The sequence below is a fragment of the Sphingopyxis sp. Geo48 genome (assembly GCF_949769155.1).
Lineage (GTDB): Bacteria > Pseudomonadota > Alphaproteobacteria > Sphingomonadales > Sphingomonadaceae > Sphingopyxis.
Window position 1 is genome coordinate 720,841 of sequence record NZ_CATKPA010000002.1, and the last position, 15,092, is coordinate 735,932.

A 15,092-nucleotide genomic window follows, 5' to 3' on the forward strand; every position below is an offset into this window, starting at 1 on the left:
CGGGCAAAGGGCGAACATGAACCTGCAATTGATCCTCGTCGTTGTTGCCGCCCTCGTCGCGGTCGGAATGCTGGTCATGGCGCTTGCCGGTCCGTCGGTCAGCGGGGTGAAGAAGCGCCGGCTGTCGTCGGTGCGCGACCGTCACGCCGCCTCGACCGAAGCCGTCGTCGCCGCGCAGATGCGCAAGACGATCCAGGCCCGGAGCGGCGGCGCCGCGAGCATCTCCAACCTGATGCCGCGGCGCGAGCTGATGGAAAAACGTCTGCGCCGTACCGGCAAGGGCTGGAATCTCAGCCAGTATATGCTCTGGTGCATGGGGCTGTTCGTTGTCGTGACCGGCGCGCTGCTCGTGTTGCGGACCCCGTTCCTGCTCGCCGCGCTCGTCGGGCTGATGGGCGGCGTCGGCCTGCCGCACATGGTCGTGGGGCACCTGATCAAGAAGCGCGTCAACGCCTTCAATACCCGCTTTCCCGACGCGATCGACCTTCTCGTCCGCGGCCTGAAATCGGGTCTTCCCGTCACCGAAACCTTCCAGGTGGTGAGCCAGGAACTGCCCGGCCCCGTCGGCGACGAATTCAAGGGCGTCGTCGAACGCATCCGCATCGGCAACACGATGGAAGCAGCGCTGCAGGAATCGGCCGAAATGCTTGGCACGCCCGAGTTCCAGTTTTTCTGCATAACCATCCAGATCCAGCGCGAGACGGGTGGCAACCTTGCCGAAACGCTCGCGAATCTGTCCGACGTTCTGCGCAAGCGGGCGCAGATGAAGCTGAAGATCCGCGCGATGTCTTCGGAAGCCAAAGCCTCGGCCTACATCGTCGGCGCGCTGCCCTTTTTCGTCTTTGGCATCGTCTGGTCGATGAACCCCCAATATCTCGCCGGCTTCTTTACCGAGCAACGGCTGATCATCGCGGGTGTCGGCGGGCTCATCTGGATGAGCATCGGTGCCCTCATCATGAAAAAAATGATCAGCTTCGAGATCTGAGGGGCGCGGACCGATGAACAGCAATTTCCTTCTTACCGCCGCCTTCTCCGGAGCCCAGAGCGGCCCCAAGCTGATGGGGGTCGATGTCGTCTGGGCTGCGACGATGCTGGCCGCGGTCGGTGTCGGCGCAGTGCTCTTCGCCATCTATGGCGCGCTGACCGTCCGCAATCCGATGACCAAGCGGGTCAAGGCGCTCAACGAGCGCCGCGAACAGCTCAAGGCGGGCATCACGGCGTCGACCACCAAGCGCCGCGCCAAACTGGTCCGCAAAAACCAGACCGCCGACCGGATGCGTACCTTCCTCGGCAAGCTTCAGGTGCTGCAGGAAGAGCAGATCAAGGACGTTCAGCAGAAGCTGGCGCAGGCGGGCATCCGGTCGAAAGACCTGGCTGTTGCCGTCATCTTCGGCCGCCTCGTGCTGCCGATCCTGTTCGGCGGCATCGCCGCGACGCTGATCTATGGCATGGACATGTGGCCCGACCTGACGACGGTCAAGCGCGCGGGCTTCACGATGGCCGCGCTGATCCTCGGCTACAAGGCGCCTGATCTGTTCGTCGACAACAAGCGTCAGAAGCGCACCGATGCGATCCGCAAGGGACTCCCCGATGCGCTCGACCTGCTCGTCATCTGCGCCGAAGCCGGCCTTACAGTCGACGCCGCCTTCTCGCGCGTGTCGAAGGAACTCGGCCGCGCCTATCCCGAGCTGGGTGAGGAGTTCGCGCTGACGTCGATCGAGCTCGGCTTCCTGACCGAGCGCCGTCAGGCATTCGAAAACCTCGCCTATCGCGTCAATCTCGAGTCGGTGAAGGGCGTCGTGACGACCATGATCCAGACCGAAAAATATGGCACGCCGCTGGCCAGCGCGCTGCGCGTCCTGTCGGCCGAATTCCGCAACGAACGCATGATGCGCGCCGAAGAAAAGGCCGCGCGCCTGCCGGCGATCATGACGGTGCCGCTGATCCTGTTCATCCTGCCGGTGCTGTTCATCGTCATCCTGGGGCCGGCGGCCTGCGCGCTCAGCGATGCGATGTCGGGCGGCGGCTTCGGTCGCGGGGGCGGCTGACCCCTGTTCGCCAGCACGAACGATCGAGGGGCGGGAGTGATCCCGCCCCTTTTCGTATCAGGCGACGGTCTGTTCGATCGCCCCGAAAATGCTGTGATGATGGTCGTCGTCCATCCAGATGCGGACGGTGTCGCCCTTTTGCATGAACGGCGTCTTCGGTTCCCCCTGCAGGATCGTCTCGACCGTGCGGACTTCCGCAAGGCAGCTATAGCCGAGCCCGCCCTCGGCAATCGGCCTGCCCGGGCCGCCGTCGACATCGCGATTGGAAACGGTGCCCGACCCGATGACCGTGCCGGCGCCGAGGTTGCGCGTCTTGGCCGCATGGGCGATCAGTGCGCCGAAATCGAACGTCATGTCGACGCCCGCGTCGGCGCGGCCGAGCGGCTTGCCGTTGAGATCGACCGACAGCACGCCGTGCAGCTTGCCGTCCTTCCACCGCGCGCCCAACGCGTCGGGGGTGACGAAAACCGGCGACATCGCGCTCGACGGCTTCGACTGGAAGAAACCGAAACCCTTGGCGAGTTCGGCCGGGATCAGGCCGCGCAGCGACACATCGTTGGTGAGACCGACGAGCAGGATCTTGCCGCGCGCCGCGACCGCATCGATCCCGGCAGGAACATCGCCCGTCACCACCACGACCTCCGCCTCCATATCGCATCCCCACGCCGGATCGCCCAGCGGAATGGGATCGCGCGGGCCGAGGAAGGCATCGCTGCCGCCCTGGTACATCAGCGGATCGTGCCAGAAACTCTCGGGCATCTCCGCATTGCGCGCCTGCCGGACGAGCGCGACATGGTTCACATAGGCGCTGCCGTCGGCCCACTGATATGCGCGCGGCAGCGGCGAAGCGGCGTCGCGTTCGTGGAAGCGTTCGCGCGGGATGGCTTCGTGGTTGACATCCTCCGCCAGCGCCGCGAGCCGCGGTGCCGCATCCTCCCAATCGTCGAGCGCGGCCTGCAGCGTCGGGGCGATCGCGCCAGCGTCGGCGTACCAGGCGAGGTCGTCGGAGACGACAACGAGCCGGCCGTCGCGGCCGTGCTTGAGCGAAGCGAGTTTCACATCTGTCCCTTTGTCTGCGACGCCGCGCATCGCATGATCGGGGGAGCGATGATCAGCGCGGCATCTGGATCGATGCGAAACAGGTAAAGCCGCTCTGCCCCGCCTGCAAGCGCCGGATATATTGCAGATAGGCCTGCGACTGATTGTAGCTTGTGCCCGGCAGCGTCTGGCCGCGAAAGGCGCGCCTCACTTCCTCGCCGGTGAACGGGCGCGGCGAGCCCGGGAAGGCGCCCTTGGTGCCCGGCGGCACGAGCTTGCCTTGCGCGTCGATATATTTGCCCGCCGCGGTCGGACCGGGCACGGGAATCTGGCAGTTCATCACCGACACGGCGGTCTGGGCAAAGGCCGGACGGATCGTCAGCGCCGCCGAGACGCCGACGGCACCGAGCGCCAGCATCCTGCGCCGCGACGGCTCGGCATCGGCTGGATCGGTGGCATTTTCGGCGGGGATCGAGCTGTCTTCCATCGTGCAGCGCATAAACCAATGAAGCGCCGCGGAAAAGCAAAAGACCGCCTCGCCCCGTCCGCTTCCCTCTTTGGGACATTCGCGCGGCGGGGGTTAATTACCGTGAACATCCTTGCGGCACGCCCGGCTTCGTGCGAGGGCGCGCGAGCGATGTTCGACCGCCTCTCGAGCCTGGTTGCTGCCCTCACCCTGGTCGCCATCGCGGCCATCTTCGCGGCGTTGGCGGGCGGCGATGCGCTTTCGATTGCGATTATCGCCGTGGCCGGAGTCGCCGGCGTCGCGATCGTCTACGGCGCCCTGCCTTCACCGCTTCCCGACCCGCAAGGGCCCGCCACGATCGAAGAGCCGCCGGTTTCGCTGCTCCGCCATCCCGATTTTGCGCTGTGGGTCGACCAGGAGGACGAACCGTTGATCGGCGTTGCCGACAACGTCGTCACGATCGTCAACGACGCCGCGGTGGGCCTGCTCGGCCGCCACATCGTCGGCGCCGACATCCGCACCGCGATTCGCCATCCCGCGGCGACCGAATGGCTGGCGCGCATCGGGGGCGACGCACCGCTGGAAACGCTCAATCTCGTCGACTTCCCCCGCCCCGGCCAGCGCTGGACCATGCGCATCGCCACGCTGTCGGGAAGCGAGCGGATCATCTTCCTCTCCGACCGCTCGGCGATCGACGCGGCGGACCGGATGCGATCCGATTTCGTCGCCAACGCCAGTCACGAGCTGCGCACGCCGCTTGCGGCGATCCTCGGCTATGTCGAAACGCTGCAGGACATGAACGGCGAAGGTGACGCACCGATACGCCACCGTTTCCTGTCGATCATCGAGCGCGAGGCGCGGCGGATGCAGCAACTCGTGATCGACCTCCTCTCGATCTCGCGCGTCGAGGCGGACCGCTTCCGCCGCCCCACCCGTCCGGTCAATCTGGCCGCGATCGTCAAGACGACGATCGCCCAACTGCAGGACAGCGAGGCCTCGCGTCCGAAGGATATCATCGCGCGGCTCGGCCGCGGCGCGCAGCCCGTGCTCGGCGACGAGGCGCAGCTCGGACAACTGACCCACAACATCATTTCCAACGCGATGAAATATGGCCGCCCCGGAACGCCGGTGACGGTCGAACTGGCGCGCGAGGGACAGCGCGTCCGCTTCTCCGTCAGCGACGAGGGCGAGGGCATCGCCCCCGATCATCTGCCGCGCCTGACCGAACGCTTCTACCGCGTCGACGAAGCGCGCAGCCGCTCGGTCGGCGGCACGGGGCTCGGCCTTGCGATCGTCAAACATATCAGCGAGCGCCACCAGGGGCAGCTCGACATCGAAAGCGAGCTCGGAAAGGGCACAAAGGTTTCGGTGACCTTCCCGCTGGCAAGCACCTAGTCGATCGTATCGAGCAGGTCGGCAATACGGCCGAACATCTCGTCGATCTGCGCCTTCTCGACGATCAGCGGCGGCGACAGCGCGATGATGTCGCCGGTCGCGCGGACAAGCAGGCCATCGTCGAAGGCGGCGTGGAACAGCTCCATCGCGCGCGCGGTCGGGGCGCCGGGGCGCGGTTCGAGTTCGATCCCCGCGACAAGACCGATGGTGCGGATGTCGATGACATGGCGGCGCCCCTTCAGGCCGTGCGCCGCATCTTCCCAATAGGCGGCGAGGTCGTTCGCGCGGTCGAACAGGGCGTCGCGCGCATAGAGGTCGAGCGTCGCAAGACCCGCTGCGCTGGCGAGCGGATGGCCCGAATAGGTGTAGCCGTGGAACAGCTCGATGCCGCCCGCGACGCTGTCCAGCACCGCGTCGTGCAACTCGCGCTTCACCGCCACCGCGCCCATCGGAACCGCCGCGTTGGTCAGCCCCTTCGCCATCGTGATGATATCGGGCGTGACGCCCCATGCCTCCGACGCTGTCGGTGCGCCGACGCGGCCGAAGGCGGTGATGACTTCGTCGAAGATCAGGATGATGCCGGTGCGGTCGCAAATCTCGCGCAGCCGCTGGAGATAGCCGACCGGCGGGATGAGCACCCCGGTCGAGCCCGCCATCGGCTCGACGATTACCGCCGCGATCGTCTCTGCGCCGTGCAGGTCGACGAGGCGCTGCAGATCGTCAGCCAGCTCGGCGCCATGTTGGGGGAAGCCGCGCGTGAAGGCGTTGCGTCCGAGATCGTGCGTATGACGCAGATGGTCGGCGCCGGGCAGCGTCGAAAAGACGCGCCGGTTGTTGACGAGCCCGCCCACCGTGACCCCGCCAAATCCGGTGCCGTGATAGCCGCGCTCGCGCCCGATCAGCCGGGTGCGCGTCCCCTGCCCCTTCGCGCGCTGGATCGCGAGCGCGATCTTGAGCGCGGTGTCGACCGACTCCGACCCGCTGTTGGTGAAGAAGATGCGGTCGAGACCGTCGGGCATCAGCGCCGCGACACGCTGGGCGAGTTCGAACGGCAACGGATGGCCGAGCTGGAAGGTCGGCGCGAAATCGAGCGTCGATGCGGCCTTCGCGATCGCCTCGGCAATCTCGGGCCGGCAATGACCTGCGTTGCTGCACCAGAGGCCGGCGGTGCCGTCGAGAATTTCGCGCCCGTCGCTCGACCGGTAATACATGCCGCTCGCGGATACGAGCTGGCGCGGGTTCGCCTTATACGCGCGGTTGGCCGTGAACGGCATCCAGAAAGACGCCAGCTGATCGTTGTCACCCCTCATCGATCGTCTCCATGCGGAGGCAGGACATTGGCTTGTCCGCCCCAAAGTTCACCAAAGTTCAGCCTTGTGCGACCAACTTTTGCCGTCCGCTCTCGACGCGAAACAAGAGGTGCGCCAGACAGCGCGATCACGGCGCAAGGGCAGGACACCGACATTGCGCGACGCTATCGCGCCCGAATGATGTAGGACAGAAAAAAATCGCGCGGCAGGATGGCGGCTCTGGGGTGGGGAGCTGCCGTTCTCTATTTCCGTTCGTGTCGAGCGAAGTCGAGACACCCGGCAGCCTTGCGCCTAGCCCGAGGGGCATCTCGACTTCGCTCGATGCGAACGGATTAGGTTGGGCGTCACGTCCACTTCCGGTCGTCTCCAGACAGTCGCCCACTGCATGGCCGCAGAAAAATGGCCGATACCGGCCCCTCTGGCGCTTCGCCGAACTTCGCGATAGGCTGGCCTTCCACAAACGGGCCGGCTCCTCGGCCCAATCGGGGGCACATGTCAGTCAATCTGGAACAATGGATCAGCGACCATAATATCGACGAAGTCGAATGTATCGTCCCCGACATCAACGGGGTCCAGCGCGGCAAGGTTCTGCCAGCCAAGAAGTTCCTCTCCTCGGTCAAGGACAAGTCGCTCCGTATTCCGGGCAGTGTCTTCATCTGCACGATCGACGGTCACTACCCTGAGGATATCGACGATATCTGGGACAAGGACCCCGACAAGATATTGATCGCCGACCCGACCACGATCTGCGTCGCGCCAGGTTTCACCTCGCCCACCGCCTTTGTGATCGCCGACGCCTTCAACGGCGACGGGACCGAAGTCGACATCGCGCCGCGCACGATCCTGAAAAAGGTTCTCGGCCTGTACGAGGACAAGGGCTGGAAGCCGATCATCGCGCCCGAGGTCGAATTCTATCTCGTCTCGCAGAACGCCGACCCCGATTTCCCGCTGACACCACCCGTCGGCCAGTCGGGCCGCAGCGAAACCGCGAGCCAGCCTTATGGGCTGGAGGCGATGAACGAATATGAGGAGATCATCGATCACATCTACGACGATTGCGAGCTTATGGGGCTCGATATCGACACGATGATCCACGAAATGGGCGCCGCGCAGCTCGAGGTGAACTTCATCCACGGCGACCCGCTGCGCCTCGCCGACGAGGTGTTTCTGTTCAAGCGCGCCGTGCGCAACGTCGCGAAGCAGCATAATGTCTATGCGACGTTCATGGCGAACCCGATGGCGGGCCAGCCGGGCAGCGCGATGCACATCCACCAGTCGGTCGTCGACGCCGACACCGGACGCAACCTGTTCTCGACCGCCAACGGCCGCGACAGCGCGGCCTTCCGTTCCTATGTCGCCGGCCTGATCCGCTTCATGCCGCAGATTTCGCCGATGTGGGCGCCGAACGTGAACAGTTTCCGGCGGATGCGACCCGACAGCGCGGCGCCCATCAACGTGCAATGGGGCGTCGACAACCGCTCGTGCGGCTTTCGCGTGCCGGTGTCGGACAAGAACAACCGCCGGGTCGAAAACCGCCTGCCGGGCGCCGACAGCAACCCCTATCTCGCGATCGCTTCGTCGCTGGTGTGCGGCTATATCGGGATGGTCGACCGCATGGTGCCACCCAAGCCGATCACCGGCAGCGCGTACAACCGCGCGCGCACCCTGCCGCGTACGCTGGAGGCGGCGCTCGACCGGTTCAGCTCGTGCAAGAAGGTGCGTAATCTGCTGGGCGACGATTTCTTCGAAATCTTCTTCGCGGTGAAGGATTACGAGCTGTTCAACTATCAGTCGGTGGTGTCGAGCTGGGAGCGCGAACATCTGCTGATGCGGGTCTGACCCCGACCCCGATCATGACAGACCCGCTGAACCATAGCTATTACGCCGCGACGGCGAATGCGTGGCGGCCGCGCGCGTTCGATGGCGCGGATTGCGGGTGCGACGTCGCCGTCATCGGCGGCGGTTTCACCGGTGTCAGCGCGGCGATCGCCTGCGCCGAGCGCGGCTTTTCGGTCATCCTGATCGAGCGCGAGCATATCGGTTTCGGGGCGTCTGGCCGCAATGGCGGGCAGCTGATCCCGGGGCTGCGCTGGACCGCATCCGAACTGGAGGCAGAGTTCGGACGCGACCGCGCCGATGCACTGTTCGACCTCTGCTGGCGTGATAATCGCGTGAAGGCGCGGATCGAAAAGCATGGCATCTCCTGCGACCTGAAAGCGGGCCATCTTGAAGCGGCGTGGACGCCGAAGGATTTCGATGCGATGCGGCGCGAGGCCGACCATCTCGCCAACCGCTTCGATTATCGGACCGGGATCGTCGCGAAGGCAGATATGGGCGCGCATATCGCGAGCCCGCTCTATCATGGCGGGGTCCATGACCCGCAGGGCGGGCATTTCCACCCGTTGAACTATGCGATCGGCCTCGCGCAGGCGGCCGAAGCGGCCGGCGTGCGGATCTGGGAGGGCGAGCGCGCCTATCGCATCACCGACAATCCGGAGGGGCCGGGCGTGATGACCGACCACGCGCATATCGCTGCGAGCTACGTCATCGACGCGACCGATAGCTGGATCGGCGAGGTCGAACCCGACCTCGGCCGGTACACGGTGCCGATCATGAACTACAACATCGCGACCGCACCGCTCGCCAACGCCGACGAATTGCTCCCAACCGATGCCGCGGTCGCCGACAGCCGCTTCGTGCTCAACTATTTCCGCCTCTCGGCCGACAAACGCCTGATCTTCGGCGGGGGCGAGCGCTATTCGCAGACGCCGCCGCACGACATCGCCGCATTCGTGCGACCGTTCATGGCCGAGGTCTTCCCCCAAATCGCCGACGCGACGATCGCCTATGGCTGGGGCGGTGCGGTCGCGGTGACGATGAACCGGCTGCCGCACATCGGGCGGCGCGGGAATGTGTTTTTCGCGCACGGCTTCTCGGGGCACGGCGCGCTGGTCACGACAACTGCCGGCGAGCTGATCGCCGAGGCGCTGGCAGGCACGGCCGAACGCTTCGATGTGCTCGCGAACCTCCCCGCGAAGCCCTTCCCCGGCGGCAAATGGTTGCGCCGGCCGCTCGCGACCTTGGGCCTGCTCTACTATGCGCTGAAGGACAGGCTCGGGTGATCGCCGACGCCGCCATCGCGCGCATCGCCGAACGCGAGGCCGAGCGGTTTCGGCGTGCCAACCCGCTTGCTTTCGCCCACCATGCTTCCGCAACCGGCTGGTTCCAGTCGGTGCCCTTTCACTGGATGAAGGACTGGCCTAGCCCGGTGCCGATCGTCGCCGCCTCGGCGAAGGACGCGATGCTGACCAGCATCGACGGCCAGACCTACGACGACTTCTGCCTCGGCGACACCGCGAGCCTGTTCGGCCATTCGCCCCCCGCTCTTGCCGCCGCGCTGGCGAGGCAGGTAGGCCAAGGGTTGAGCTATATGCTCCCGACGGACCGCGGCGCGGCCTTGTCCGAACGGCTCGCGGCGATGTTCGGCCTGCCGCAATGGCAGGTCACGACGACCGCCAGCGAGGCCAATCGCGCCGTGATCCGCTGGTGCCGCGGGATCAGCGGGCGGCGCAAGATCCTGATCTTCGACGGCGCTTATCACGGCGCGGTCGACGATGCCTTCGTCGACCTGAAAGGCGGCGCGCCGGCGATGCGCGCCAGCCTGGTCGGACAGGTCCACGATCTGCGCGGCACCACGGCGGTGGTCGAGTTCAACGACGAAGCAGCTCTCGCGGCTGCGCTGCGCGGCGGCGACATTGCCTGCGTCCTCGCCGAACCCGTCATGACCAATGTCGGCATGGTCCGCGATGCGCCGGGATTTCTGCAGACGCTGCGCGCGCTTTGCGACGAGACCGGGACGCTGCTGGTCTTTGACGAGACGCACACGATTTCGTCAGGCTATGGCGGCCACAGCCTCACGCACGGCCCGAAGCCCGATCTGATGGTGGTTGGCAAATCGATCGGCGGAGGCGTTCCCTGTGCCGTCTATGGTTTCAGCACCGAGGTTGCCGAACGCATGGCCGAGCTCAACCGGTCGCGCTCATCCGGCCATAGCGGGATCGGCACCACATTGTCGGCCAATGCGTTGGCGATCACGGCAATGGATATCATGCTCGGAGATGTCATCACCCCGGCCGCCTACGATGCCATGCTGCGCGGCGCTGCGCGCCTTGTCGCGGGTCTCGAAGCAGAGATCGCGGGCGCCGGGCTGGACTGGCACGTCACGCAGGTTGGCGCCCGCGTCGAATTCCTGACCTGCCCTACCCCGCCGCGTAATGGCGGCGAAGCCAAGGCGGCGATGCATCCCGAACTCGAGGCGGCGATCCACCTCTTCCTTGCCAATCGCGGGATTTTGCTGGCGCCGTTCCACAATATGATGTTGGTGAGCCCGGTCACGTCGGACGACCAGATCGACCGGCTCGTCGGCACCTTCGCCGACTGCATGAGAGCGTTGAAGGAGTAGAGGGGCGATGTCGAAATCATCGGGCGTGATCGCGCCGCGTTCGGAGGCCGAGGCGTTCTTCCAGGCCAATCCCGACGTCGATTCGATCGAGATGATCTACACCGACATGGGCGGCGTTCCGCGCGGCAAGCGCCTGCGCCAGCATGAAGTGATGGCGGTTTACGATAGCGGCCGCATGTTCCCCGGCTCGATCACCGTCGTCGACATCACCGGACAGGACACCGTCGAAACGGGCCTGGTATGGGAGGATGGCGACGCCGACCGCTCGATGAAGCCGATCCCCGGCACGCTTGTTCGCACCCCGTGGGGCGGTGACACGGCCGCACAGTTCCTCGTCGATTTCTACGAACTCGACGGCACGCCGCACGATCTCGACCCGCGGCACGTCCTTGGCCGTGTGATCGACCGCTTCGCCGACGATGGATTGACTCCGGTGCTGGCGGTCGAGCTCGAATTCTACCTGCTCGATCCGCGCCGCGCGCGCGACGGCAAAGTCCGCCCTGCCCGCCCCGCCTACAGCCGCGACACGCCGCGCAATGTCGAGGTCTATGGCCTGCGCGAGCTCGACGATTTCCGTCCCTTCTTCGACGCGCTTTACGCCGCGACCGATGTGCAGGGCCTGCCGCTCGAAAGCGCGATCTCCGAATTCGCGCCCGGCCAGTTCGAGCTCACATTGCGCCACAAGCCCGACGCGCTGCGCGCCTGCGACGATGCGATCATGTATAAACGCCTCGTCAAGGCGATCGCGCAGCAACACGGGCTCGAGGCGACCTTCATGGCCAAACCCTTCGCCGAGCAGGCGGGCAGCGGGATGCACATCCATGTATCGGTCAACGACGATACCGGCTGCAACATTTTCGCGAGCGACGAGCCGGAAGGCACCCCCGCGCTCCGCCACGCGATCGGCGGCATGATCGGGACCGTCGGCGATGCCTTTGCGCTCTTCGCGCCGCACGCAAACAGCTATCGCCGGTTCAAGGCGAACAGCTATGCTCCGGTCGCGCCAACGTGGGGCGTCAACAACCGCACCGTCTCGTTCCGCATCCCTGCCGGTCCGCCGCCCAGCCGCCATGTCGAGCATCGCGCGTGCGGCGCCGACGCCAACCCTTATCTGGCGGTCGCGGCCGTCCTTGCCGGGATGCATCATGGTATGACGACCCGTACCGATCCCGGCGCGGCGGTGGTCGGCAACGGCTATGACCGCGACAACAGCGGCGACGACAAGCCGCCCTCGAACTGGTTCGCCGCGGTCGACCGTTTCGAGGCGTCGAGCCTGATGCGCGATTATCTCGGGACACGGTTCGTCGAGATGTTCAGCATCGTGAAGCGCGTCGAACAGAACAATTATTTCAGCGTCGTTCCGACACTCGATTACGACTGGTACCTGCGCAACGCATGAATGTTCCAGAATTTGTTGGTGCAGCGCAAAAAAGCCTCTTCCCAAGGTGACATTATTGAGTCAGCTTGACGTCACAAACAGGGAGGCCGTCAATGGATTTGAACGAACTGCTCGCGCAGGGCCGCAACCGTCGCTCGCTGCTTCAGGCCATGGGGGTGGCCGCCATCGGGATCAGCTTTGGCGGCCTTGCGGCGTGCAGCAAGGGCGAAGGCAAAAAGCTCTCGAACGGCGAGGAAGCCAAGCTCAACTTCTATAACTGGGACACCTATATCGGCGAGACGACGCTCGACGATTTCAAGAAATCGACGGGTGTCGAGGTCACGATGGACCTCTTCGACAGCAACGATACGCTGTTCGCGAAGTTCAAGGCAGGTAACCCCGGATACGATGTGATCGTGCCTTCGAACGACTTCGTCGAGCGCATGGTCCGCGCCGACATGCTGCAGCCGCTCGATCACGCGCAGATTCCGAACATCAAGAATGTCGACCCGAGCTTCATCAATGTCGATTACGACCCCGGCCGCAAATTCTCGCTTCCCTATACCTGGCTTGTCCTCGGCATCGGCTATCGCAAATCGAAAGTGAAGGCGAAGCCCGACAGCTGGAAGGTGCTGTTCGACAGCCCCGAATATGCCGGCCGCATCGCTTGGCTGTCGGAAGCGGGCGACATGTTCCGCCTCTACGGCAAATATCTCGGCAAGTCGGTCAACGCGCTGACCCCCGCCGACATCGAAACAATCTCGGCGATGATGATCAAGCAGAAGCCCAATGTGAAGAAATTCCACGAAGACGACGGACAGGATCTGCTGCTCAAGGGCGACGTCGATGTCGTGCTCGAATATAATGGCGATATCGCGCAGGCGATGGTCGAGGACGACGACATCGACTTCGTCGTGCCCAAGGAGGGCAGCCAGCTCAATTCGGATACGCTCTGTATTCCCAAGGGCGCGCCGCATCCGAAGAACGCGCACGCCTTCATCAACTATATGCTCGATGCCGAGGTGGGCAAGAAGATCACCGAGACGATCCTCTATCCGACCCCGAACCTCGCGGCGAAGGCGCTGATGCCCGACACGTACAAGAACAACCCGGTCATCTTCCCGCCCACCGATATCCTCGCGAAATGCGAATATGCGAAGTTCAACGAAAAGCTTCAGCCGCTCTACGAGGAAGCGTTCACGAAGGTTCGCGCGTCGTAACATCCTGAAGGGGGGCATGGGGGATGGCGGAGCAGGACTGGAAAGCAAACAAGCGGGTCTTCGCGGCGGTTTCGTTGCCGACCCTGCTCTGGACCCTGCTCTTCTTCGTCATCCCGATGGCGATCGTCTGGTTCTACAGCTTCGGCGAGAACAAGGGACTGACCGAAATCGAATTTTCGGGAACGCTCGAAAATTACAAGCGCGCGACCGAATATCTCTATCTCAGTATCTTCGGAAAGAGTTTCGCGGTCGCGGCACTGGTCACGCTGATCTGCCTGATCATCGGCTTCCCGGTTGCAATGGCGATCACCTTCGCAAGCGAGAAATGGCGGCCGTGGCTGCTGCTCGGCATCATGCTGCCCTTCTGGACCAATTTGCTGATCCGCACCTATGCGCTGATGATGCTGCTCGGGAGCCAGGGCTTCGCGAATAAGGGGCTCGAGACGCTGTGGGGCGGGGCGAGCTGGTTCAGGACGCTCGTCGGGTTGCAGCCGCTGCCGACGTGGGAGCCGGTGCAGCTCCTCTTCAACAATTTCGCCGTCGTCTTCGGGCTCGTCTATGTCCACCTGCCCTTCATGGTCCTGCCGCTTTACGCGGCGCTCGACCGGCTCGACCGCAGCCTGATCGAGGCGAGCCTCGACCTCGGCGCCGGACATTTCCGCACGATCATGCGCATCGTCGTACCGCTGGCAGCCCCCGGGATCGTCGCCGGTGTCATGATCACGCTGATCCCCGCGCTCGGCGCCTATCTGACCCCCGACCTGATGGGCGGGACCGACAGCCAGATGATCGCCAACGTCATCGAGCGCCAGTTCAAGAAGGCGAATGACTGGCCCTTCGGCGCCGCGCTCTCCTTCATCCTCATCTACGCCATGTTCATCCTGATTGCGCTGCAGGCGATGCGCAAGAAAGTGCCGGAGGTTCGCTGATGGCCCTGTTCGCCCGCACCCCGCTCGCACCGCTCGAATATAGCCGCACGCTGTGGATGCGCACGTGGGTCGGGCTGGTGATGCTGTTCCTCTATGCGCCGCTGATCGTGCTGATGATCTTCAGCTTCAACGACAGCAAGCGCAACGTCGTGTGGCGCGGCTTCACGACGAAATATTACGAGAAGGCACTCGGCAACGACGTGCTGGTCGAGGCGCTGGTCAATTCGCTGACGATCGCGGCGCTTGCGACGATCGCCAGCCTGATCCTCGGCGCGGTCGCCGCGGTCATGCTCTGGCGCTTTCGCTTCCCGCTGAAGGGCGCCGTCGACGGAACGATCTCGCTGCCGATCATCGTTCCCGAAATCTGCATGGGGGTCGCCTTCCTGATCTTCTTCGCAAAGTGGCTCGAATGGCCGACCGACCTGATCTGGCCGTTCAACCTCGGCGCGATCATCATCGCGCACATCACCTTCTGTTTCCCCTTCGTGACGATGGTTGTGCGCTCGCGCCTCGCGAGCTTCAACCGCGAGCAGGAGGAGGCCGCGAAGGATCTCGGCGCGGGCGAATGGGCGGTGTTCCGCGACGTGCTGATCCCGCATATGAAGCCGGCACTCGTCGCGGGGGCGCTGCTGTCCTTCACCCTGAGCCTCGACGATTTCGTCATCACCTATTTCACCAGCGGGCCCGACACGATCACCTTCCCGGTGAAGGTCTATTCGATGGTGCGCTTCTCCGTGACGCCCGAGGTCAATGCCGCCTCGACCCTGCTCATCATCCTCACCATCGTCCTGACCGCCGTCGCGCTGAAGCTTCAGGGCGTGAAGGCCATCGCGGAAACCCACTGAC

13 protein-coding genes are annotated in these 15,092 nt (G+C 64.6%); 10 read left to right on the forward strand and 3 right to left on the reverse strand.

Features of this window, described 5'->3' with window-relative positions; translation table 11 throughout:
• The first annotated feature begins 16 nt into the window (after nucleotides 1-16).
• Together QOL79_RS10265 and QOL79_RS10270 are read left to right on the forward strand one after the other, a co-directional pair.
• Nucleotides 17-985 carry a type II secretion system F family protein gene (locus tag QOL79_RS10265; protein WP_058456637.1) on the forward strand — a complete coding sequence of 323 codons (969 nt, stop codon included), beginning with the start codon at nucleotides 17-19 and terminating at the stop codon, nucleotides 983-985.
• Between the two features lie 13 nt (nucleotides 986-998).
• Nucleotides 999-2,048, forward strand: coding sequence for a type II secretion system F family protein (locus QOL79_RS10270; protein ID WP_502957484.1), 1,050 nt, complete (start codon nucleotides 999-1,001; stop codon nucleotides 2,046-2,048).
• A 57-nt stretch (nucleotides 2,049-2,105) separates the two neighbouring features.
• Here the strand turns inward: QOL79_RS10270 and QOL79_RS10275 are convergent, their stop codons facing one another.
• Nucleotides 2,106-3,107: a fumarylacetoacetate hydrolase family protein gene (locus tag QOL79_RS10275; protein ID WP_283419536.1), complete on the reverse strand. Its 1,002-nt coding sequence runs from the start codon at nucleotides 3,105-3,107 to the stop codon at nucleotides 2,106-2,108.
• A 52-nt stretch (nucleotides 3,108-3,159) separates the two neighbouring features.
• Nucleotides 3,160-3,573: a hypothetical protein gene (locus QOL79_RS10280; protein ID WP_283419537.1), complete on the reverse strand. Its 414-nt coding sequence runs from the start codon at nucleotides 3,571-3,573 to the stop codon at nucleotides 3,160-3,162.
• A gap of 150 nt (nucleotides 3,574-3,723) precedes the next feature.
• Here QOL79_RS10280 and QOL79_RS10285 point away from each other — a divergent pair, with 150 nt between their 5' ends.
• Entirely contained in the window at nucleotides 3,724-4,947 is a 1,224-nt protein-coding gene (locus QOL79_RS10285; RefSeq protein ID WP_283419538.1) for a sensor histidine kinase, read from the forward strand.
• On the opposite strand, the gene aptA is transcribed toward QOL79_RS10285, so the two are convergent.
• The gene (aptA, locus tag QOL79_RS10290; RefSeq protein WP_283419539.1) at nucleotides 4,944-6,257 is read right to left on the reverse strand and encodes an omega-aminotransferase AptA; all 1,314 of its coding nucleotides are present in this window, start codon (nucleotides 6,255-6,257) and stop codon (nucleotides 4,944-4,946) included. The genes QOL79_RS10285 and aptA overlap by 4 nt on opposite strands.
• 492 nt (nucleotides 6,258-6,749) lie before the next feature.
• On the opposite strand from aptA, the gene QOL79_RS10295 reads away from it, so the two are divergent.
• The 7 genes from QOL79_RS10295 (at nucleotide 6,750) to QOL79_RS10325 (ending at nucleotide 15,091) form a co-directional block, all read left to right on the forward strand.
• Nucleotides 6,750-8,096, forward strand: coding sequence for a glutamine synthetase family protein (locus QOL79_RS10295; RefSeq protein ID WP_204993016.1), 1,347 nt, complete (start codon nucleotides 6,750-6,752; stop codon nucleotides 8,094-8,096).
• 14 nt (nucleotides 8,097-8,110) lie between these two features.
• On the forward strand, nucleotides 8,111-9,379 hold the full coding sequence (locus tag QOL79_RS10300) for an NAD(P)/FAD-dependent oxidoreductase (RefSeq protein WP_283419540.1): 1,269 nt from the start codon (nucleotides 8,111-8,113) through the stop codon (nucleotides 9,377-9,379).
• Nucleotides 9,376-10,719, forward strand: coding sequence for an aspartate aminotransferase family protein (locus tag QOL79_RS10305; RefSeq protein WP_283419541.1), 1,344 nt, complete (start codon nucleotides 9,376-9,378; stop codon nucleotides 10,717-10,719). Before QOL79_RS10300 ends, QOL79_RS10305 begins: the two co-directional genes overlap by 4 nt.
• 7 nt (nucleotides 10,720-10,726) lie before the next feature.
• Complete coding sequence (locus QOL79_RS10310; protein WP_283419542.1) at nucleotides 10,727-12,118, forward strand: glutamine synthetase family protein; 1,392 nt, start codon at nucleotides 10,727-10,729, stop codon at nucleotides 12,116-12,118.
• A gap of 92 nt (nucleotides 12,119-12,210) precedes the next feature.
• Nucleotides 12,211-13,317, forward strand: coding sequence for an ABC transporter substrate-binding protein (locus tag QOL79_RS10315; protein ID WP_283419543.1), 1,107 nt, complete (start codon nucleotides 12,211-12,213; stop codon nucleotides 13,315-13,317).
• 23 nt (nucleotides 13,318-13,340) lie between these two features.
• A complete protein-coding gene (locus QOL79_RS10320; protein ID WP_283419544.1) occupies nucleotides 13,341-14,246 on the forward strand; it encodes an ABC transporter permease in 906 nt (301 codons plus the stop codon).
• Nucleotides 14,246-15,091, forward strand: a complete 846-nt coding sequence (locus QOL79_RS10325) for an ABC transporter permease (protein WP_283419545.1) — start codon at nucleotides 14,246-14,248, stop codon at nucleotides 15,089-15,091. The genes QOL79_RS10320 and QOL79_RS10325 overlap by 1 nt, the downstream gene beginning before the upstream one ends.
• Nucleotide 15,092 lies beyond the last annotated feature (1 nt).

Bases quoted from the DNA above. Each gene is read 5' to 3' on its own strand.
- QOL79_RS10300 (WP_283419540.1), top strand. From the start codon at position 8,111: ATGACAGACCCGCTGAACCATAGCTATTACGCCGCGACGGCGAATGCG.
- QOL79_RS10265 (WP_058456637.1), top strand. From the start codon at position 17: ATGAACCTGCAATTGATCCTCGTCGTTGTTGCCGCCCTCGTCGCGGTC.
- QOL79_RS10320 (WP_283419544.1), top strand. From the start codon at position 13,341: ATGGCGGAGCAGGACTGGAAAGCAAACAAGCGGGTCTTCGCGGCGGTT.
- QOL79_RS10295 (WP_204993016.1), top strand. From the start codon at position 6,750: ATGTCAGTCAATCTGGAACAATGGATCAGCGACCATAATATCGACGAA.
- QOL79_RS10315 (WP_283419543.1), top strand. From the start codon at position 12,211: ATGGATTTGAACGAACTGCTCGCGCAGGGCCGCAACCGTCGCTCGCTG.
- QOL79_RS10310 (WP_283419542.1), top strand. From the start codon at position 10,727: ATGTCGAAATCATCGGGCGTGATCGCGCCGCGTTCGGAGGCCGAGGCG.
- QOL79_RS10285 (WP_283419538.1), top strand. From the start codon at position 3,724: ATGTTCGACCGCCTCTCGAGCCTGGTTGCTGCCCTCACCCTGGTCGCC.
- aptA (WP_283419539.1), bottom strand. From the start codon at position 6,257: ATGAGGGGTGACAACGATCAGCTGGCGTCTTTCTGGATGCCGTTCACG.
- QOL79_RS10280 (WP_283419537.1), bottom strand. From the start codon at position 3,573: ATGGAAGACAGCTCGATCCCCGCCGAAAATGCCACCGATCCAGCCGAT.
- QOL79_RS10270 (WP_502957484.1), top strand. From the start codon at position 999: ATGAACAGCAATTTCCTTCTTACCGCCGCCTTCTCCGGAGCCCAGAGC.
- QOL79_RS10325 (WP_283419545.1), top strand. From the start codon at position 14,246: ATGGCCCTGTTCGCCCGCACCCCGCTCGCACCGCTCGAATATAGCCGC.